The 19,585-nt window shown below is 68.3% G+C and carries 13 protein-coding genes; 9 read left to right on the top strand and 4 right to left on the bottom strand.

Annotated elements, in window-relative coordinates; genetic code table 11:
• The first annotated feature begins 366 nt into the window (after positions 1-366).
• Together AC07R7_RS13295 and AC07R7_RS13290 are read left to right on the top strand one after the other, a co-directional pair.
• Positions 367-6,486, top strand: a complete 6,120-nt coding sequence (locus AC07R7_RS13295) for a hemolysin-type calcium-binding protein (RefSeq protein WP_494635465.1) — start codon at positions 367-369, stop codon at positions 6,484-6,486.
• A gap of 708 nt (positions 6,487-7,194) precedes the next feature.
• A complete protein-coding gene (locus tag AC07R7_RS13290) occupies positions 7,195-7,443 on the top strand; it encodes a hypothetical protein (RefSeq protein WP_494635464.1) in 249 nt (82 codons plus the stop codon).
• Positions 7,444-7,571: 128 nt separating this feature from the next.
• On the opposite strand, the gene AC07R7_RS13285 is transcribed toward AC07R7_RS13290, so the two are convergent.
• The 3 genes from AC07R7_RS13285 to ybaL all read right to left on the bottom strand — a co-directional run bounded on the left by AC07R7_RS13285 (position 7,572) and on the right by ybaL (position 12,132).
• On the bottom strand, positions 7,572-9,692 hold the full coding sequence (locus tag AC07R7_RS13285) for a M13 family metallopeptidase (RefSeq protein WP_494635463.1): 2,121 nt from the start codon (positions 9,690-9,692) through the stop codon (positions 7,572-7,574).
• Between the two features lie 202 nt (positions 9,693-9,894).
• Positions 9,895-10,389: a copper chaperone PCu(A)C gene (locus tag AC07R7_RS13280; RefSeq protein ID WP_492887189.1), complete on the bottom strand. Its 495-nt coding sequence runs from the start codon at positions 10,387-10,389 to the stop codon at positions 9,895-9,897.
• A 60-nt stretch (positions 10,390-10,449) separates the two neighbouring features.
• Positions 10,450-12,132, bottom strand: coding sequence for a YbaL family putative K(+) efflux transporter (gene ybaL, locus AC07R7_RS13275; protein WP_494635462.1), 1,683 nt, complete (start codon positions 12,130-12,132; stop codon positions 10,450-10,452).
• Positions 12,133-12,203: 71 nt separating this feature from the next.
• Here ybaL and AC07R7_RS13270 point away from each other — a divergent pair, with 71 nt between their 5' ends.
• Positions 12,204-12,452: a helix-turn-helix domain-containing protein gene (locus AC07R7_RS13270; RefSeq protein WP_494635601.1), complete on the top strand. Its 249-nt coding sequence runs from the start codon at positions 12,204-12,206 to the stop codon at positions 12,450-12,452.
• An 18-nt stretch (positions 12,453-12,470) separates the two neighbouring features.
• Entirely contained in the window at positions 12,471-14,267 is a 1,797-nt protein-coding gene (locus AC07R7_RS13265) for a cation:proton antiporter domain-containing protein (RefSeq protein WP_492887187.1), read from the top strand.
• A 109-nt stretch (positions 14,268-14,376) separates the two neighbouring features.
• On the opposite strand, the gene AC07R7_RS13260 is transcribed toward AC07R7_RS13265, so the two are convergent.
• Complete coding sequence (locus AC07R7_RS13260; RefSeq protein WP_494635461.1) at positions 14,377-14,802, bottom strand: helix-turn-helix domain-containing protein; 426 nt, start codon at positions 14,800-14,802, stop codon at positions 14,377-14,379.
• Positions 14,803-14,834: 32 nt separating this feature from the next.
• On the opposite strand from AC07R7_RS13260, the gene AC07R7_RS13255 reads away from it, so the two are divergent.
• Genes AC07R7_RS13255 through AC07R7_RS13235 form a run of 5 tightly spaced genes read left to right on the top strand, consistent with a single transcriptional unit; the run spans position 14,835 to position 19,494 of the window.
• The gene (locus AC07R7_RS13255; protein WP_494635460.1) at positions 14,835-15,698 is read left to right on the top strand and encodes a class I SAM-dependent methyltransferase; all 864 of its coding nucleotides are present in this window, start codon (positions 14,835-14,837) and stop codon (positions 15,696-15,698) included.
• A 52-nt stretch (positions 15,699-15,750) separates the two neighbouring features.
• Positions 15,751-16,392: a TetR/AcrR family transcriptional regulator gene (locus AC07R7_RS13250; RefSeq protein WP_494635459.1), complete on the top strand. Its 642-nt coding sequence runs from the start codon at positions 15,751-15,753 to the stop codon at positions 16,390-16,392.
• A complete protein-coding gene (locus AC07R7_RS13245) occupies positions 16,389-17,387 on the top strand; it encodes an HlyD family secretion protein (protein ID WP_494635458.1) in 999 nt (332 codons plus the stop codon). Before AC07R7_RS13250 ends, AC07R7_RS13245 begins: the two co-directional genes overlap by 4 nt.
• Positions 17,384-18,319, top strand: coding sequence for an ABC transporter ATP-binding protein (locus AC07R7_RS13240; protein WP_492887182.1), 936 nt, complete (start codon positions 17,384-17,386; stop codon positions 18,317-18,319). The genes AC07R7_RS13245 and AC07R7_RS13240 overlap by 4 nt, the downstream gene beginning before the upstream one ends.
• Positions 18,316-19,494 (top strand): ABC transporter permease, encoded by a 1,179-nt coding sequence (locus AC07R7_RS13235; protein WP_492836333.1) that lies wholly within the window; start codon positions 18,316-18,318, stop codon positions 19,492-19,494. Before AC07R7_RS13240 ends, AC07R7_RS13235 begins: the two co-directional genes overlap by 4 nt.
• The last annotated feature ends 91 nt before the right edge of the window (positions 19,495-19,585 follow it).

Genomic DNA, 19,585 nt, shown 5'->3' with positions numbered 1-19,585 from the left:
AGAACATCACGCGCGCCAGAAAGCGAAATGGCGGTCGGGAACGGAAAGCCGGATGTCGAAATCACGACACATGGGTGGGAAGAGCTAAGGACATTCGGAGTCACGAACAACAAATACGTTGCCTATCCGGTCTCTGAGTTAAATATTCGCCAATTAAGTGTGGTGAATATCTTGGGTTGCGTCAGTTGCCAACGGCAAAAACCCAGGGTTGAACAGTGCATCGGCCAGGAGATTCGTGGAGCCGAGTGAATATTGTTCTTGGGGCAAGCACGTTTAGTAAGCGCCCGCGAGAATCTTCGCCATCCAGGACAGCCCGATAGTTTCAAGGCGCCACGCCGCGCGCCTGTTCAAATTTGGGGTTGATCCATGGCGCATGTAAACACCAACGGTGACGGCAACACCGACAACGCTCCGCAACGGGCCGGTGGCGCGGCCTTGACGGGTCAGCTCTGGGTGTTCACCGAGGGCGGCGATTCCGACACCCGCCTGTACCGGATCAACAGCGACGGAACCAGCCAGACCACGGTCGCCAGCAACGGCGTGGGCGGTGCGGGCGACGACCAGTTCAGCTCGTCGCTCACGTCCGACATCGGCGTCGATACGGCGGCGGGCTTCTACTTCGCGGTGATCGGCAGCCAGAACAACGACCACGCCGTCCTGGTGCGCGGCCAGATCGGCAGCGCGGCGGCGCCGACGGCCGTCGTGACCTTCCCGACCAATATCATCGTCAACACGATCGAGGTCGATGCGGTCAACCGGAAGATCTACGCCGGCTATCAGGACGGCACGGTCCCGCCGGACGGCAGTCAGAGCGGCATCCGCGTCTACAGCTATGACGCGGCCGGCGCGTTGACGGATAACGGCTTCCTGACCACGGCCGTGAGCGACGACCGCGCCGATGAAAGCGGTTACTTCGTCCTCGACCCGCAGGATTTCGCGCTCGATTCCTCGATCGGCCGCCTGTTCTACACCGAGCGTATCGATGGCCTGGCGGCGGGCGTCTTCCGTCTCGATCTGTCGAACCCGAACGTCCATACCCAGTTGGTCGCCCAGTCGCAGTTCCCGGACGGCAGCAGCTATTTCGGCGACATCGAGGTCGATGAGAGCACCGACCTCGTCTACTTCGTGACCCACTCCCAGAACCCGTCCGGCGGCGGCAACTACACGGCCGCCGAGAACGCGCTCTGGTACATCAGCGAGAACGCCTCCAACGGCACGGCCACGCAGGTGAGCCTGGTCGGCATGCCGGGCGGCGGCGCCTTCTATCCCGCCGACATGACGTTCGATCCGAACCTGCGCCAGCTCTATATCGAGAGCGAGGAAACCAACGGTTCGGACACGGACGACGTCATCTACGTCTTCCAGCTGGACGGGGCCGGCACGACGGCCACCCTGATCGACAGCCTCTCGCCGGGCTTCACCCATTCCGGCGCCAATATCGAAGGCCTGACCTTCGCGCAGCTGCCGGTGCTGAGCGGCCTGACCGGCACGGGCGTGGCGGCCGTCGAGCAGGCGGCGACCAAGACCACGCTGCTGACCGGCGCGCCGACCGTCGCCGACAGCGACGGGGGCTACCTGACCAGCGCCACGGTGCGGATCACCGGCGGCACGTTCGCGACCGGCGAGACCAGCGCCGCCGACGATCACCTGGGCTACGGATCATCGGGCCAGATCACCGGCACGATCGCCACCACCAACATCACCGTGTCGTGGAACGCGGCGACCGAGACCCTGACCTTGTCGGGCTACGACACCCTGGCTCACTACCAGACGGCCCTGGCCGGTGTCAGCTACTGGGCCACGGGCGACAACCCGACCAACCACGGCGCCAACACCAGCCGCACCATCACCTGGACGCTGAATGACGGCACGCCCGACATGGCCGGATCGACGGTCAACACCGGCACGACCACGCTCAACATCAGCGGCGTCAACGACGCGCCCGTCAACAGCGCGGTCACCAGCGCCACGGGCGCCGAAAGCGCGAACATCGCCATCACCGGCCTGCAGATCAGCGATGTCGACGCCCTGGCGTCGCAGACCATGACGATGACGCTCGGCGTGTCGAACGGCGTGCTCACCCTGCTGACCAATGTCGCCAGCGGCCTGACCGCGGGCGGCATGACCGGCAATGGCACGGCCAGCGTCACGATCACCGGCACGCAGGCGGCGATCAACGCCACCCTGGCGGCGTCGAACGGCCTCGTCTATCTCGGCGACAATGGCTTCAGCGGGACGGATTCCCTGTCCGTCGTCACCAGCGATGGCGGCGGCTCCGGCGCGGACGGCGTGAAGAGCGACAGCGACAGCTACGCGATCACCGTCCTCGGCGTGAACGACGCCCCGACCGTGGGTGGCGATGGCACGGAAACCCTGGCGGCGACCACCGAGGACGTCTCGCCCACGACCCTGACCAACACGGTCTCGTCCCTGTTCAGCGGTCAGTACAGCGACACCGATTCGGACGCCTTCGCCGGCGTCGCCATCGTCGCCAACGGCTCCGCCGCCGGCACGGGCCAGTGGCAGTACTGGAACGGCGCGACCTGGGTGAACGTCGGCGCGGCCTCGGGCGCGGCGTCGGTGCTGCTGGCCGCCTCGACGGCGATCCGCTTCGCGCCGGCCGTCGACTTCAACGGTCCGGCCCCGACCCTGACGGCGCGGGTCGTGGACGCCAGCGGCGGCGCGCTGACCAACGGCGCGATCGTCGCCACCACCACCAACGGCGGCTCGACGGTCTACAGCGCCGGAACGGTGGTGCTGGACCATGGCGTCACGGCGGTCAACGACGCGCCGGTCACCACCGGCGGCGCGGCCGTCGCCCTGACCAGCATCGGCGAGGACTCCGCGCCGGGCGCGGGCCAGACGGTGAGCTCGCTGTTCAGCAGCCACTTCTCGGACGCCAAGGACACGGTGTCGGGCGGCAGCTCGGCCAACGCCTTCGCGGGCGTGGCGGTGACGGCCAACACGGCGTCCGCGACCCAGGGGGTCTACCAGTACTATGACGGCGCGGTCTGGCATGACCTGCCGGCCGTCTCGACCGCCTCGGCCTTGATCCTCGACGCCGGCGCCCGGGTGCGCTTCGCGCCGGCGGCCGACTATTCGGGCTCGCCGCCCAGCCTGACCGTCCACATGATCGAGGACTCGGCGGGCGCGGTGACCACCGGCGCGACCGCCGACCTGACCGTCACGGGCGGCTCGAGCCAGTATGGCGCGGCCATGACGCTGGGCGTCACGGTCACCGCGACCAACGACGCCCCGATCCCGACCGGCTCGGCCACCCTGGCCGCCGTCGACGAAGACACCGCCGCGCCTGGCGGCCAGAACGTTTCGACGATCTTCGGCGCGCACTTCACCGATATCGACGGCGGCGACACCCTGGCCGGCGTGGCCATTACCGGCAACGCCGCCACCAGCGAAGGCGTCTGGCAATATTTCAACGGCGCCTGGGTCACGATCGGCGCGCCCACCGAGAGCGCCGCCCTGGCTTTGGCGGCCGGCACGCTGGTCCGCTTCCTGCCCGCCGCCAACTACAACGGGACGACGCCGGCCCTGACCGCCTATCTGATCGACAGCTCGGGCGGCGCGGTGACGGCCGGCGCGCTCCTGGACGTTAGCGTCAACGGCGGTCAGACCCGCTTCAGCGACACCAGCCTGACCCTGACCACCACCATCACGGCGACCAACGACACCCCCGTCGCGCCGGCCACGGCCACCGCGGTCGGCGCGACCGAGCAGACGGCGGCGACGCTGCTGGGCGCGCTGGCGGTGTCGGACCTGGAGCTGGACGCCCGCAACGGCGGCAATGGCGACTACGGCGGCGCCAGCTTCACGGTGCAGCGCGCCTCGGCCAACGCCGCCGACAGCTTCGCCTTCGCCAGCGGCGGATCGTTCACGGTCTCCGGCGGCGACCTTCAGGTCGGCGGGCTGACGTTCGCCACGTTCACCAATAGCGGCGGCGCGCTGACGATCAGCTTCACCAGCTCGGGCGCATCCGCCACCACGGCGCGGGTCAATGACGTCATCAACCATATCACCTACACCAATGGCAGCGACGCGCCGCCGCCCAGCGTGACGCTCAACTACCTGCTCGATGACGGCTCGCCCGGCGGCGGTCAGGGCTCGGGTCCCACGTCCCAGGCCGGCGGCGCGGTGATCGTCAACATCGCCAACGTCAACGACCTCCCGACCGGCGCGGTCACGATCACCGGCGCGACGACCGAGGGCCAGGTGCTGACGGTCAACACCGCGGCCCTGACCGACGGCGATGGCCTGGGGACGCTGCACTATCAGTGGCAAAGGTCCAATGGCGCCGGCTACGACGATGTCGGGACCGACGCGACGACCTACACCCCGGGCGACGCGGACGTCGGCAAGGCGATCCGCGTGGTGGTCAGCTACACCGACGCCAAGGGCGCGGCCGAGACGGTCAATGGCGTCGCGACCGCCAACATCGCCGGGGTCAATGATCCGCACACCGGCGGGGCGTCGATCACGGGGACGGCGACCGAGGACCAGGTCCTGACCGCGGTCTCGACCCTGGCCGACGGCGATGGCCTGGGGACGCTGCACTACGACTGGCGGCGCGACACGGGCGGCGGCTATGTCAGCATCGGCGCGGCCGACCAGGCGACCTATACGCTGGGCGACGCCGACGTCGGCGCCACGGTCCAGGTGGTGGTCAGCTACACCGACGGACAGGGTTTCTCGGAGTCGGCGACCAGCGCCGCCACCGCGACGGTCGCCAACGTCAACGACCTCCCGACCGGCGCGGTGGTGATCGCCGGCGCGGCGGTCGATGGGCAGACCTTGACGGCCGGCAACACCCTGGCCGACGCCGATGGCGTCGGAACCATCCACTACCAGTGGAAGGCGGGCGGGGCCGACATCGTCGGCGCGACGAACGCCACGCTCGTGCTCACCGGCGCCGACGTCGGCAAGACGATCAGTGTCGTGGCCAGCTACACCGATGGTCACGGAGCGGCCGAGTCAGTCGCCTCGACGACGGTCACTGTCGGCAGCAGCACGCCGCCGTCGACCACGACCGGTACGGTGATCGACGGCGCGCCGGTGGAGGTGACCAAGACCGCCAACGCCGATGGCTCGGTGACCCAGACGACGGTCATCGCGCCGGTCACGCCTTCGGCCACCGACCAGACCGCCGACATTCCGCTGTTTACCGAGAACGGCCAGTCGCTGTTGTCGGTGTCGGCGCCGGTGGGCTTCAGCATGACCGTCACCGGCAGCGACAAGCCGGAAACAGCGGGAAGCTCTTTGAACAACCTGATCACGGCTATCGTGGCCGCGGGCGGAAACAACAGCCAGACCGGGGCCGGCGGCGATTTCCTTTCCAGCCTGACCAGCGACTCGCGCATCCTGGTGCAGTCGGTGACCCCGACCGTGTCGCCGGGAGCCCCGTCGAACACCCCCCTCACCTTCGACGGCGGCCCGCCCACGGACGGCGTCATGACGGCCCTGGTGCTCGACGTCACCAAGCTGCCGTCCGGCACGGTCATCAATCTCAACAACATCGACTTCGTGACCATCGTCGGCGCCACCAAGGTCGGCGGCGGCGACGGATCCCAGGTGGTCTTCGGCGACAACCAAAACCAGTACATCGTGCTGGGCGCCGATGACGACATCCTGCACGGCGGCGGCGGCGACGACACCGTCGGATCGAAGGGCGGCAACGACAAGCTCTATGGCGACGCCGGCGACGACACGCTGTTCGGCGGCGACGGCAACGACCTGATGGACGGCGGCGTGGGCAATGACACTGTGCTGATGGGCGGCAACCTCAAGGACTACATCTTCACCCACAGCGGCGCGGGCCTGCTGGCCGCAAGCTTCGAGGGCGACGACACCATCCTCGGTGTCGAGACGCTGAAGATGGTCGACGGCTCGACGGTCACCGACCTGAACAAGCTGGTGGCCGGGACGACGTCGGTGGCGGTGATGACCTACGCGTTCTTCACCGGCAAGACGCCGACGGCGGCGGGGCTGACGTACCTGCTGCATGCGGCGGACACCGTCAACGCCAGCGACCTGAGCGACGCCTATTATCAGGCGTTCAACGTCGACAACCGCTACATCAACTTCGCGGTCAACCTGGCCTCGCCCCAGGGCCAGGCCCATGCCTGGTTCGAGACCAACTATGGCGCGCTGAACGCCGAACAGACCCTGACCAAGGCCTATAAGGAGATCTTCGGGGTCACCCTGACGAACGACAAGATCCAGCACCTGCTCTACGATCAGGTCGGCCAGGACATGACCCGCCTGCACTATTTCGAGCTTTTCGCGGGCTCGGCGGAGGGCGCCAAGGCCGGGATCATCGGCTGGCTGCTGGCCGCGGCGGTGCTGGAGAACACCGGCCGCTACGCGGCGGCCAACACCGCCTTCCTCAACGACTTCGCCGACGGCGACGCCAAGCTCAATGTCGACCTTGTGGGCGTCTACGGCGACGGCCACGCCTGGGGGACGCTGACCTAGGTCCAACCCCAGGGCGCCGTCGTTCCCGTCCTCGTAGCGGGAGCCCTTCCATCCGCCCGGGGGGGAAGGCAGGCGCGGACTGCCAGGCAATCCGCTCGCATCCTACCGAACCAGCGGGCGCCAAGAGGGCGTGCGCGCACCGAACGCGAAACCAGATCGGTTTCGCGGACAGAGCCTCCCCCCGCCCAATGTCCAGTTCGCCCCCTCGGTCGCTTCGCGACAGCTCCCCGCATCGCGGGGAAGTATCTCACGTCGGCTCCCGACCCTAGTCGGACATTCCCCAGGTTGCCGGGCCTTTAGGCCGAGCATTCCACGCGCTTACCTGCCTTAGTGCCACTTCCAACGACTGAGGCAGATCGCGGATTTCAACCGTCCAAGACTCATGCAATTCCGCGTCATCGATGGTCTCGACCGACCAAGCGTTCACTAGAACTCTTCCTGACTCAGGAGGTTCGATAGAGACTTGGAAGCACTCTTCTGAGCCGCCCGAGACATAGCAAAAGCGACGTTCTTGGCCTCCGAACTCAGTGCTGAGCGTAAGGCTATGCCGCTCGGACCATTCTCGGATCACGCCGTCGATCTCTGAGTAGGCCACTGACGCCTCCTGTTGCGACATGTTGAGGCTATCACCACCTAGCCGTCCGCAGACCACCCGTTGGCGACCATCGCGATGTCTGGTGATATCCGCCATTGCCGCCGGAGTTCGAGATGCCGCTTTTCCGCTATCATATTACCTGCGGCACCGAGACGAGGACGATCGAGCTTCGGAAAAGTAATCCCCAGGGCTGGCTGCTGGATGCTGTCACGGCGGCCTTCCCGGAGATCGCTTCACGAAGGGCCGCAGACGTCATGCGACTGCGGCTCGAAGCTGTCAGCGGCGTAAAACAATCCTGGCGGGCCATGCTCCCTGATGAGCGCCCCGACCTAATGATCCAGGTCTCCGAAGCGCGCCGCTGACGTCCGCAGCCCACCCTTCGCCGCCACCTGGAACGACAGCTTTCCGGCTTTGGGCTGTCGTCTGTTTCGCTCACGAAAAGGGCCGGCGTTTCCGCCGGCCCTTTCCCATTTCCGCTGGATCGCGGGACCTACCAGATCTTCACGCGGTCCGCTGGGGCGACGTACAGCTTGTCGCCCGGCTTGACGTCGAAGGCGGCGTACCAGCCTGGCTGGTTCCGGACCGTGCCGTTGACGCGGTAGACGGCCGGCGAGTGCGGGTCGCTGGCGATCTGCTGCTTCAGCGCGTCGTCGCGCGACTTCTGGCGCCAGACCTGGGCCCAGCCCAGATAGACGCGCTGGTCGCCGGTGAAGCCGTCCAGGACCGGCGAGGGCTTGCCCTGCAGCGACACGTGATAGGCGTCCAGGCCAAAGCCCAGGCCCGACAGGTCGCCGATGTTCTCGCCCATGGTCAGGTCGCCGTTGACGTGCATGCCCGGGAAGGGCTCGAACGCCGAGTACTGCTTGCCCAGCTTGTTCTTCTGCACGTCGAACTTGGCGGCGTCTTCCGCCGTCCACCAGTCGCGCAGCACGCCGTCGCCGTCGGACTTGCGGCCCTGGTCGTCGAAGCCGTGGCCGATCTCGTGGCCGATCACGCCGCCGATGCCGCCGTAGTTGACGGCCGGGTCCGCGTCCGGATGGAAGAACGGGGCCTGCAGGATGGCGGCCGGGAACACGATCTCGTTGTTGACCGAGTTGTAGTAGGCGTTGACCGTCTGCGGGGTCATGCCCCACTCGGTCTTGTCGACCGGCTGGTTCAGGCGCTCGACGTCGTGGCGATAGTCCCAGGCGGCTTCGCGCAGGGCGTTGCCATAGGCGTCGCCTTCCTTGATCTCCAGCTTGGAATAGTCGCGCCACTTGTCGGGATAGCCGATCTTGACGGTGAACTTGGCTAGCTTGTCCTGGGCCTTGGCCTTGGTCTCGGCGCCCATCCAGTCCGACGCGTCGATGCGGGTCTTCAGGACGGTGCGGATGTCGCCGACCAGGGCGACCATCTTGGCCTTCGAGGCCGGCGGGAAGTAGGCGGCGACATATTCCTTGCCGACCGCTTCGCCCAGCAGGCCGTTGACCTGGGCGACGCCGCGCTTCCAGCGCGGGCGCTGCTCGGGCTGGCCCGACAGGGTCTTGTTGCGGAACTCGAAGCTGGCGTCGACGAAGCGCTTGGACAGCATCGGGGCCGCGCCGTCGATCACCTTGAACACCTGCCAGGCCTTCAGGGTCTCGATCGGGGTGTCGGCATAGATCTTGGCGTATTTCGGGAACGAGGTGTTGGTCGTCACGATGACGCGGTCGATCTTCGGCAGTTCCGTGCCGACCAGGTAGCGGTTCCAGTCGTAGCCCGGCGTCTGGGCCTGCAGCTCGGCCAGGGTGGCCGGATTGTAGGTCTTGTCGCGGTTGCGGCGCTCGACCCGGCTCCAGGAGGCCTCGGCCAGCTTGGTTTCGAAGTCGACCACGGCCTTGGCGTTCTGCGCCGGCTTTTCCCAGCCGCCCAGGGTCAGCATCTTCTCGACATAGGCCAGATAGGCCGTCTTCTTGTCGGCGAACTTGGCGTCCAGATAGTAGTCGCGGTCGGGCAGGCTGAGGCCGCCGGTCGCGGCGTAGACGGCGTAGGCGTTCGGGCTCTTGGCGTCGGTCGAGACGCCCAGGCCGATCAGGGCCGAATAGGGCGTGGTCGAGCTCTTGCCCATCAGGGCGGTGAACTCGTCCTTGGTCTTGACCTTCTGGACGCCGGCCAGCCACGGCTTGATCGGGGCGGCGTCGAGCTTCTCGATGGCGGCTTCGTCCATGAACGCGCGGTAGGCGGCGCCGATCTTGGCCTTGTCGCCGGTGGTGGCCTTGTCGGCGGCCGCGGCCTCGATCAGGGCCTTGGTGCGGGCTTCCGACAGCTCGGCCAGCTTGTCGAAGTTACCGTAGCGGGTGCGGTCCGACGGGATCACCGTCCTGGCGTCCCAGGCGCCGTTGGCGAACTTGTAGAAGTCGTCGCCCGGCTTCACCGAGGTGTCCATGCCCGAGAGGTCGAAACCCCAGGTCCCGTAGCGCGGCGACTCCAGCGAGGTGACGTCGCCCGAGGCCACGCCCTCGGCGAGCGAGGGCAGCAGCGATTGCACCGTGCAGGCGTCGTTGACGCAGGGGTGCTCCTCGTGGGCTTGCGCCCCGAAGGCCGACAGAGACAGCGCCGCGATCGCCGCGGCGCCGAACCAAACTCGTTTCATGGAAGTCGCATCCGTTGGTGTGAGCTGGAGCGCGGCAGCCGAAAGTGTGAGCGGTTTCGGCGGCCGCCACGCTCCAGGTGTTTGAGGCAGAGCCTGTCCGTTTCGATTTTCATCGGAAACGGACAGGCTCTGGCCGGCAATCTGCACGGACGCGGAATATTTGCTCCCTTAAAAAAAGTTCATGTAGCCCATTTTCGACTCGTCAGTGCTTGTGCTCGGCCATGGCTGGAGCCCGCCCGCCGGACGGCGGGGTCAGTTGCACGACCAGGTCGACCCGCGCCTTGCGGCCGTTGTCGAAGACCAGGGTCACGGGAACTTTTTGCCCCACGGTCTGGGCCGCTTTCAGCGACAGGATCATGAGGTGGTAGCCGCCGGGGGCGAAGGCGACCTGGCCGCCGGCCGGGATCACCACGCCCTTGTCCAGTTCGCGCATGGTCATGACGCCGCCCACCATGGCCGACTGGTGGATCTCGACCGAGGCGGCGGCCGGGGTTTCCACCCGCCTGAGGGTCACCGGCGTCTTGCCGGCGTTGTCGATGGTCATGAAGCCCACCCCGTTCATGCCGGCCTGGGCCGGGCGGCTCCAGGGCTGGCGGATGGTCAGGGCGCCGAGCTTGTAGTCGCCGGCGTGAGCCAGCGGGGCGGCGACGGCGGCGGCCAGGATGGCGGTCAGGGCGATGGCGAACGGACGCGACATGGGCGCTCCTCCTCAGTGATGGTCGGGCGTCAGCCCTATGAAGCCCTTGGCTGGCGGACGCTAGTGATGCCCTGTCTGCGCCGCCGGCTTCTTCTTCGGCGCGCGCAGGAGCATGCCGCGCGCGATCTCCTCCTCGCCGATCAGGGCGTGGGTGGCGCCCATCTGCTTGAGAAGCGCGACGTCGGCGTCGGTATAGGCCCGGGCGACGATCTCGCAGTTGGGGTTGGCGGCGCGGGCCTGTTCGATGATGCGGCTGGCCTCGAACGGGCTGGGCACGGCGACGAACAGGTGGGTGGCCTTGTCGAGACCGGCCTTCAGCAGCACCTCGGGCTTGACCGCGTTGCCGCCGATCGTCTCGTAGCCGGCCTTGCGCAGCTCCTCGGCGCGCTCGGGATCATCCTCGATGACGACCAGCGGGGTCTTGGCCTTTAGGCCCTCGGCCACCAGCTTGCCGACCCGGCCATAGCCGACCAGCAGGGCGTGCGGCTTGGCGGCGGCCAGGATCGGCGGTTCGCCGGCCGCCTTGCGCTCCCTGGCGATCATCTTGGGCAGCACGCGGTCCAGCAGGGCGAACAGCAGCGGGTTCAGCAGGATCGACAGGATGGCGCCGGCCAAGATCAGGTCGCGCCCCTCGGGCGGCAGCAGCTTCAGCGAGACGCCCAGCCCCGCCAGGATGAACGAGAACTCGCCGATCTGAGCCAGGCTGGCCGAGATGGTCAGGGCGGTGCTCATCGGGCGGCGGAAGGCCAGGACGATGCCCAGGGCGAAGATCGACTTGCCGATGATGATGATCGCCACGGTGGCCAGCACTGCCAGCGGCTGCTCCAGCAGGACTTGATAGTTGAACAGCATGCCGATCGAGACGAAGAACAGCACGGCGAAGGCGTCGCGCAACGGCAGGGTCTCGTTGGCGGCCTGCTGGGAGAGCTCGCTCTCGGCCATGATCATGCCGGCGAAGAAGGCCCCCAGGGCGAAGGACACGCCGAACAGCGCGGCCGAGCCGAAGGCGACGCCCAGGGCGATGGCCAGCACGCCCAGGCGGAACAGCTCGCGCGAGCCGGTGTGGGCGACGCGGTGCAGGATCCACGGGATCACCCGGCGACCGACGATCAGCATCAGGGCCACGAAGGCCACGACCTTGCCGATGGTGATGGCGAAGGCGCCCAGGACGCCGCCGCCCAGGAAACCGGAAGCGGCCTGGTTGGCCGGGGCCTCGCCGCCCAGCACGCCGGACAGGGCGGGCAGCAGGACCAGCGCCAGCACCATGGCCAGGTCCTCGACGATCAGCCAGCCGACCGCGATCTTGCCACGTCCGGTCTCGATCAGCCGTCGCTCCTGAAGCGCGCGCAGCAGCACGACGGTCGAGGCGACCGACAGGGCCAGGCCGAAGACGATCCCCGCCCCGACGCTCCAGCCCAGAAAGACCGCCAGGCCCAGGCCCATCGCCGTCGCCGCCGCGATCTGCACGACCGCGCCGGGGATGGCGATGTTCTTCACCGCCATCAGGTCCTTCAGCGAGAAGTGCAGACCGACCCCGAACATCAGCAGGATCACGCCGATCTCGGCCAGCTGGGGCGCCAGCTCCTGGTCGGCCACGTAGCCGGGCGTGAACGGCCCGACCAGCACCCCGGCCAGCAGATAGCCGACCAGCACCGGCAGTTTCAGCCGGTTGGCGATGGCGCCGAAGATGAAAGCGAGACCGAGACCCGCGACGATGGTGGCGATCAGCGAGGTGTGGTGCAAAGGCTCTCCTTGACGATCAGCTTTTTCGGGCGTACTCAACCAATATGGGTGATAAAACCCAGGTACGCCAGATGCCGCACGCAAAAATTCTCCTTCCGGCGCAATGCCGGGCCGCTCGCGGGCTGATCAATTGGTCCCAGGGCGAGCTTGCCGACAAGGCGGGCGTTTCGCGCAGCACGGTCAAGGACTTCGAGACCGAGCGTCATGCGTTGCACCATAGCACCGAGCGCCTCCTGATCGACGCGATCGAGGCCGGCGGGGTGTCGCTGATCGCGGCGGGTGAAGCTGGGGCGGGCGTGCGTCTGAAGAGAGCTGACTAGGATCAACGAGGAGGGCGCGTGGCGCACGAGGTTTCACCAGAGAGCTACAAGGACCTGGTCCTGTTCCTGGCGACCGCCGGTATCGTCGCGCCGCTCTTCAAGCGGCTGAAAATCAATCCGATTCTGGGCTATCTGCTGGCCGGGGTGATCCTGGGGCCGTTCGGCCTGGGCCGGTTCATCCCCTACGCCCCGTGGCTGGACTACGTCACCGTCGACAACCCCGCCGAAATCGCCCAGCTGGCCGAGTTCGGGGTCGTGTTCCTGCTGTTCATGATCGGGCTGGAGCTGTCGTGGGAGCGCCTGCGGCTGATGCGCCGATGGGTGTTCGGCCTGGGCGCGATCCAGGTGATCGCCTGCTCGCTGGGCCTGGGCGCGGTGGCCATGCTGCTGGGCCAGAGCCCGGTGGCGGCCCTGACCATCGGCGCGGCCCTGACCCTGTCGTCGACCGCCATCGCCGTGCCGGTGCTCGCCGAGCGCCGCCGCCTGCATTCCGAAGCCGGCCGCGCCACCTTCTCGGTGCTGCTGTTCCAGGACCTGGCCGTGGCGCCGATCCTGATCACCCTGGCCATTCTCGGCCGCGGCCATGGATCGTTCCAGGTCAAGGACCTGCTGGCCCTGGCCCCCGCGGCCGTGGGCCTGGGCGCGATCGTGCTGGTCGGGCGCCTGGCGCTGCGGCCCATGCTGAAGTCCGTCGCCAAGGCCAAGAGCGAAGAGATGTTCATGGCCGCCTGCCTGCTGGTGATCATCGGCGCGGGTCTGGTCAGCGCGCTCTCGGGCCTGTCGATGGCGCTGGGCGCCTTCGTCGCCGGCATCCTGCTGGCCGAGACCGAGTATCGCCACGAGGTCGAGGTCAAGATCGAGCCGTTCAAGGGCCTGCTGCTGAGCCTGTTCTTCGTCTCGCTGGGCATCCGCCTGGATCTCTCCCTGCTGGCCGCCCAGCCGGTGGCGATCCTGGCCACGGCGGTCGGCCTGATGCTGCTGAAGACGGCCGTGGTCTTCGTCGGCGGCCTGGCCATGGGCCTGAACCGGCGCGCGGCGATCGAGGCCGGCCTGATCCTGGCGGCCGGCGGCGAGTTCGCCTTCGTGCTGCTGGACAAGGCCATCGACGCCGAAGTGGTGTCGCGGCCGCTGGGCCAGGCGGTGCTGGTCTCGGCCACCCTGACCATGTTCCTGATCCCGGCCCTGGCGGCGCTGGGCGGGTATCTGGGCCGCAAGAGCGCGCCGCTGCCGATCAGCGAAACCCCGCCGTCCACGCCGCGCGAGCCGGACCGCGTCGGTCCCGAGCCGGCCGGCCAGGTGCTGGTCATCGGCTATGGCCGGGTCGGCAAGCTGGTCGGCGACATGCTGGGCCGCCACGAGCTGTCATGGATCGCCGTCGAGCGCGACGCGCGTCTGGTCGAGCAGGGACGGCGCAACGGCGAGCGCATCTATTATGGCGACGCCTCGCGGCTCGAGCTTCTGGAGCGCTGCGGCCTGGCCACGGCCAAGGCGGTGGTGGTGACCATGGACGCCTTCGAGGTGGCCGAAGCCGTGGTCGCCGCCGCGCGCGGGGCCCGGCCGGACGTGCCGATCGTGGTCCGCGCCCGCGACGCCCACCACGCCGCGCGGCTCTACGAGCTGGGCGCCACCGACGCCGTGCCCGAGACCATCGAGGCCTCGCTGCAGCTGTCCGAGGCCGTGCTGGTCGATATCGGCGTGCCGATGGGCCTGGTCATCGCCTCGATCCACGCGCGCCGCGACGAGTACCGCAAGAAACTGAACCGCCCCGACGCCCTGGGCGGTCGCCGCCGACGTCTGCGCGACGCCTCTCTGTGAGAAGACGCTAGAGCATTTTCCGACGAAGTGGACACCGGTTCGTCGTCAGAAAATGCGTTAAAACAAGAGCCTAGAGCAGTTTACCGATCCAGTTGGATCGGGAAATGCTCTAGACCGCTTCCGCCCGGTACCGCCGGCGGTGATGGCCCGCCGCCTTCACGAGGCGCAGGAAATGCGGGCAGTCCATCAGTAGCGGGACCTTGCAGTCGGCGGCGTGGGCCAGGCCCTCGCGCAGTCGGATCAGCTGTTCGATGCGGCGGTCCAGGTCGACGGTCTTGGCGCGAAGGGCCGCGCGGTCGATGTCTCGGCCGGTTCGCTGGGGGCCGTCCAGCATCCCGCCGATCTCGTCCAGCGAGAAGCCGCAGGCCCGGCCCAGGGCGATCAGCGACAGCCGCTCGATCACGGCCGGGGCGAACAGCCGCTTGAGGCCCCGCCGGCCGGTCGAGGCGATCAGCCCCTTTTCCTCGTAGAACCGCAGGGCCGAGGCCCGCACGCCGGTCCGTTTCGCCAGGTCTGAAATATCAATCTCGAACACCGCTTGACCTCAAGTGCGCTTTAACTTGCAGGATGCGTGAAGACGACGATCGCAACAACAGGGAGACGCGCGTGAGCGACCAGGACATGGCGGCCTATTGGGACCGCGCCGGGAAGGTATGGGTCGAGCAGCAGGGGCTGCTGGACCGGATGTACCGGCCGATCGCCCGGGCGGTGGTCGAGGCGGCCGACCTTCGCAACGGCGAGGCGGTGCTGGATGTCGGCTGCGGCGCGGGCGCGACGACCTTCGAGGCGGCGTGGCGCGTGGGGCCGACGGGCCGCGCGGTCGGCGTCGACATCTCGCCGGCGCTGCTGGCGCTGGCGCGGCGCCGGGCGGGCGAGGATGGTCTGGAGGGCGTGGACTTCCTGCAGGCCGACGCCCAGACCCACGCCTTCAAGGCCGACTTCGACGCCATCGTCTCGCGGTTCGGGGTGATGTTCTTCCCCGATCCTGTCGCGGCCTTCGCCAATCTGCGCGCGGCCTTGAAGCTCGGCGGCCGCCTGGCCTTCGCCTGCTGGCGCGGGCCCGAGGACAACGCCATCACGACGGTCCCGCTGGCGGCCGCCGCGCCGTTCCTGCCGAGCCTCCCGAAGTTCGAGAAGGACGCGCCGGGCCGCTTCGGCTTCGCCGATCCGGACCGGGTGCTGGCGATCCTGCAACAGAGCGGCTGGCGCGACGTAGTGGTTGATCCGCTGGACGACCCGACGCCGGTCAGCGCCGAGGAGCTGCTGACCATGAGCCTGCGCGTCGGTCCGCTGAACCCGATCCTAACAGGCCAGGACGAGGCCGTGCGCGAGACGGTTGGAGAAGCGGTGACGAAGGCGCTGGAGCCTTACGTGAAGGATGGCGTCGCCGAGATGAACTCGGCCTGCTGGCTGGTGACCGCGAAGGCTTGAGTTTCGGCCTGTTCGCCTCTAATGACTTCTGGGTCATTAAAGGCGAGCAGGCATGCAGGCCGGAAATCCCAAATGGCGTCGACGCGCCGAGGCGCGGCCGGGCGAGATCGTCCAGGCGGCGTTCGAGGTGTTCGCGGAGAAGGGCTTCGCCGCCGCCAAGCTGGACGAGATCGCCGCCCGGGCCGGCGTCTCGAAGGGCGCGCTCTATCTCTATTTCGAGACCAAGGAGGACATCTTCCGCGCGGTGGTCCGCGAGGCGGTGGCGCCGAACCTGGACATGGTCGAGGCCATGCTGGCCCAGGCCACGATCCCCTTTCCCGACATGCTGCGCCTGATGTTCGCCCGCGTCGCCTCGGTGATCGTGACCACGAGGCTGGGGGCGGTGGCCAAGCTGGTCATCGGCGAGTCGCGAAACTTCCCGGAGCTGGCCCGCGTCTGGCACGACGAGGTGGTCAGCCGCGCCCTGTCGGCGATCGGAAGCGCGATCCGGCGGGGCCAGGAGCGCGGCGAGGTCCGGCCGGGCGACCCGCGCCTGCAGGCCTTCAGCATCATGGGGCCCATCCTGACCGGCGTGATCTGGCGCGAAACCTTCACCCCCGTCGGCGCGCCCGCCGTCGATCTGGAGGCGCTGATCGCCCAGCACGCCGACACGGTGCTGCTGGGCCTGACGCCGCGTCCGGAGGGTAAGTCTTGAAGCCCGCCGTCCGCATCGTCGCCGTCGTGGCGGGCGTCGGTCTGGCCGGCTTCCTGGGCTGGCGGCTGCTGGGGCCGGACGCCCATCGGCCGCATCGGCTGTCGGGCTATGTGGAGGGCGAGACGCTGTATGTCGGGGCCGCGAACGCGGGCCTGGTCAGCACGGTGGCCGTCCAGCGCGGTGATCGGGTGAGAGCCGGCCAGCCGCTGTTCGCCCTGGACGCGGCCCAGCTGACCGCCGCCCGCGACCAGGCCGCCGCCCAGGTGGCGATCGCGCAGGCTCAGCTGCGCGACGCCGAGAAGGGTCAGCGCCCGCAGGAACTGGCCGTCTATGACGCCGAGCGCGCCGCCACCGAGGCTCAGATCCGCCAGGCCCGGTCGGACCATGACCGCATCGCGCCGCTGGTGGCCAAGGGCATCTATGCGCCGGCGCGTCTCGACCAGGCCAAGGCCGCGCTCGACACCGCCCGCGCCAACGCCGCGGCCGTGGCGCGGCGCAAGACCGTCGGCGGGCTGGGCGCGCGGCCGGACGCCGTGGCCGCGGCCCAGTCCGCTGTCGCCTCGGCCCGCGAGACCCTGACCGCCGCCCAGTCGCGTCTGGATCAGATCAGCCCCAAGGCCCCGGCCGCCGCCCGGGTGCAGGACGTCTTCTACCAGCCCGGCGAGTGGGCGGCCGCCAACCAGCCGGTCGTGGCCCTGCTGTCCGACGACCGCGTGCGGCTACGCTTCTTCGCGCCCGAGGCCGAGGTGGCGCGCTATCGGCCGGGAACGATCGTCCGCTTCTCGTGCGACGGCTGCGGGGCCGAGCGCTCGGCGCGGATCAACTATGTCAGCCCTCGGTCGGAATTCACCCCGCCGGTGATCTACAGCCGCGAGGCCCGCCAGCGCCTGGTGTTCCTGGTCGAGGCGAAGCCCGAGCCCGGTCCGGCCCTGGCGCCGGGCCAGCCGGTCGACATCGTTCCTCTGGATGGCTCGTCCAAGGGGGATGGCCGGTGAACGACCTGGCCGTCGATGTCCGGGGGCTGAACAAGAGCTTCGGCCCGCGCCACGTGGTGCGGGACCTGGCGATCCAGGTCGGGGCGGGCAAGATCACGGGCTTCCTGGGACCCAACGGCTCGGGCAAGACCACGACCCTGCGGATGCTGTGTGGCCTGCTGACTCCCGACAGCGGCGAAGGGGAGGTGCTGGGTCTCGACTTCCGCAAGGACGCCGAGGCGGTCAAGCGCCAGACCGGCTACATGACCCAGAAGTTCTCGCTCTACGAGGACCTGTCGATCGAGGAGAATCTCGATTTCGTGGCCCGGGTCCACGAGCTGGACCGCCGCCGCGAGCGGGTGAAGGACAGCCTCGACCGCCTGGGCCTGACCGCCCGCAGGAAGCAACTGGCCGGCAGCCTGTCGGGCGGCTGGAAGCAACGCCTGGCCCTGGCCGCCAGCGTCATGCACGAACCCAGGCTGCTGCTGCTCGACGAGCCGACCGCCGGCGTCGATCCCAAGGCGCGGCGCGAGTTCTGGGACGAGATCCACGCCCTGTCGGCCGAGGGCCTGACCGTGATGGTCTCGACCCACTACATGGACGAGGCCGAGCGCTGCCACGACATCGCCTACATCGCCTACGGCAAGCTGATGGCGCGGGGCACGGCCGAAGCGGTGATCGCCGAGAGCGGCCTCATCACGTTCCGCGCCGAGGGGCAGACGGCCGAAGGACTGGGCGCGGATCGCCTGGCCGGGGATCTCGCCACGGCGCCCGGCGTGCTGATGGCCGCGCCGTTCGGGTCGGCCCTGCACGTCAGCGGACCCGACCGCGGGGCGCTGGAGGCGGCCATCGCGCCCTATCGCAAGCCGCCCCTGGAATGGACCGAGGTCCAGCCGACCCTGGAGGACGTGTTCATCCGGCTGATGGATCAGTCGTCGGACAATTTCCAATGAGCGCCCGAGGCGGCAGGGGGAGGCGGCTCTCCGGCGCGCGCATCCTGGCGGTGCTGATCAAGGAGTTCATTCAGCTCACGCGCGACCGGCTGACCTACGCCATGATCCTGGTCATGCCGATCGTGCAACTGCTGCTGTTCGGCTACGCCATCAACAACGACCCGCGGAACCTGCCGATGGCGGTGCTGGTGCAGGACCAGGGGCCGATGGCGCGCTCGACTCTCTCGGCCCTGGTCAACAGCGGCTATTTCGAGATCGTTCGCACGGCGACGTCTCCCCGGGAGCTGGACGAAGCCGTGGCGCGCGGCGAGGCGCAGTTCGCCCTGACGATACCCGCCGACTTCACGCGGCGCGTGGTGCGCGGCGACGCGGCCCAGATCCTGGTCGAGGCCGACGCCTCGGACCCCGCCGCGACAGGCGGGGCGCTCGCGGCGCTGTCCAGCCTGCCCCGGACGGCCCTGACGCGCGATCTGGTGGGGGCGGTCGCCCCAAGGAGCCAAGGGGCGGCGGGCGGCGACCCGTTCGAGGTGGTGATCCACCGCCGCTACAACCCGGAGGCCATCACCGCCTATAACATCGTGCCGGGCCTGCTGGGGGTGATCCTGTCGATGACCCTGGTGATGATGACCGCGCTGGGCGTCACGCGGGAATATGAGCGCGGCACCATGGAGAGCCTGCTGGCCACGCCGGCCCGGCCGATCGAGGTGATGATCGGCAAGCTGACGCCCTATGTCGCCGTCGGCGTGATCCAGACGGTGGTGATCCTGGTCCTGGCCAAGGCCCTGTTCGCCGTGCCGATGGGAAGCTCTGATCTTCTTGGGGGCTGGCTGGCCCTGAGCCTGGGCGTCCTGCTGTTCATCATCGGATCGCTGGCCCTGGGCTTCCTGATCTCGACCGTGGCCCGCACCCAGCTGCAGGCGATGCAGATGTCATTCTTCTACATCATGCCCTCGATCCTGCTGTCGGGCTTCATGTTCCCGTTCCGGGGAATGCCGCAATGGGCTCAGGCCCTGGGCGGCGTGATCCCGGTGACGCACTTTCTCAGAGTCGTGCGCGGCGCCTTGCTCAAGGGGCTGGACGCCGCCGAGCTTTGGCCAAGTCTTTCCGCGCTCGGATTGTTTGTCGTCGCGATCTCCGGCCTGGCCATGGCGCGGTACCGGACCACTCTGGATTAGGCTGACGTTCTCCAGGACCTGACTGAAGAGGTTGAAATGTGCGGTTTTTAGGCGACGCTTTGCGAATGCTTGATCGTTTCCCACCTTCAAG

The organism is Caulobacter sp. GW821-FHT05F04 (genome assembly GCF_059419665.1).
The sequence above is the reverse complement of the archived record's forward strand: the minus strand, read 5'-3'. Positions and strand labels throughout refer to the sequence as shown.

Excerpts from the sequence above, each read along its gene's own strand:
- AC07R7_RS13295 (WP_494635465.1), top strand. The coding sequence starts at position 367 with ATGGCGCATGTAAACACCAACGGTGACGGCAACACCGACAACGCTCCG.
- AC07R7_RS13280 (WP_492887189.1), bottom strand. The coding sequence starts at position 10,389 with ATGTCGCGTCCGTTCGCCATCGCCCTGACCGCCATCCTGGCCGCCGCC.
- AC07R7_RS13290 (WP_494635464.1), top strand. The coding sequence starts at position 7,195 with ATGCCGCTTTTCCGCTATCATATTACCTGCGGCACCGAGACGAGGACG.
- AC07R7_RS13235 (WP_492836333.1), top strand. The coding sequence starts at position 18,316 with ATGAGCGCCCGAGGCGGCAGGGGGAGGCGGCTCTCCGGCGCGCGCATC.
- AC07R7_RS13255 (WP_494635460.1), top strand. The coding sequence starts at position 14,835 with ATGCGTGAAGACGACGATCGCAACAACAGGGAGACGCGCGTGAGCGAC.
- AC07R7_RS13270 (WP_494635601.1), top strand. The coding sequence starts at position 12,204 with ATGCCGCACGCAAAAATTCTCCTTCCGGCGCAATGCCGGGCCGCTCGC.
- AC07R7_RS13250 (WP_494635459.1), top strand. The coding sequence starts at position 15,751 with ATGCAGGCCGGAAATCCCAAATGGCGTCGACGCGCCGAGGCGCGGCCG.
- AC07R7_RS13285 (WP_494635463.1), bottom strand. The coding sequence starts at position 9,692 with ATGAAACGAGTTTGGTTCGGCGCCGCGGCGATCGCGGCGCTGTCTCTG.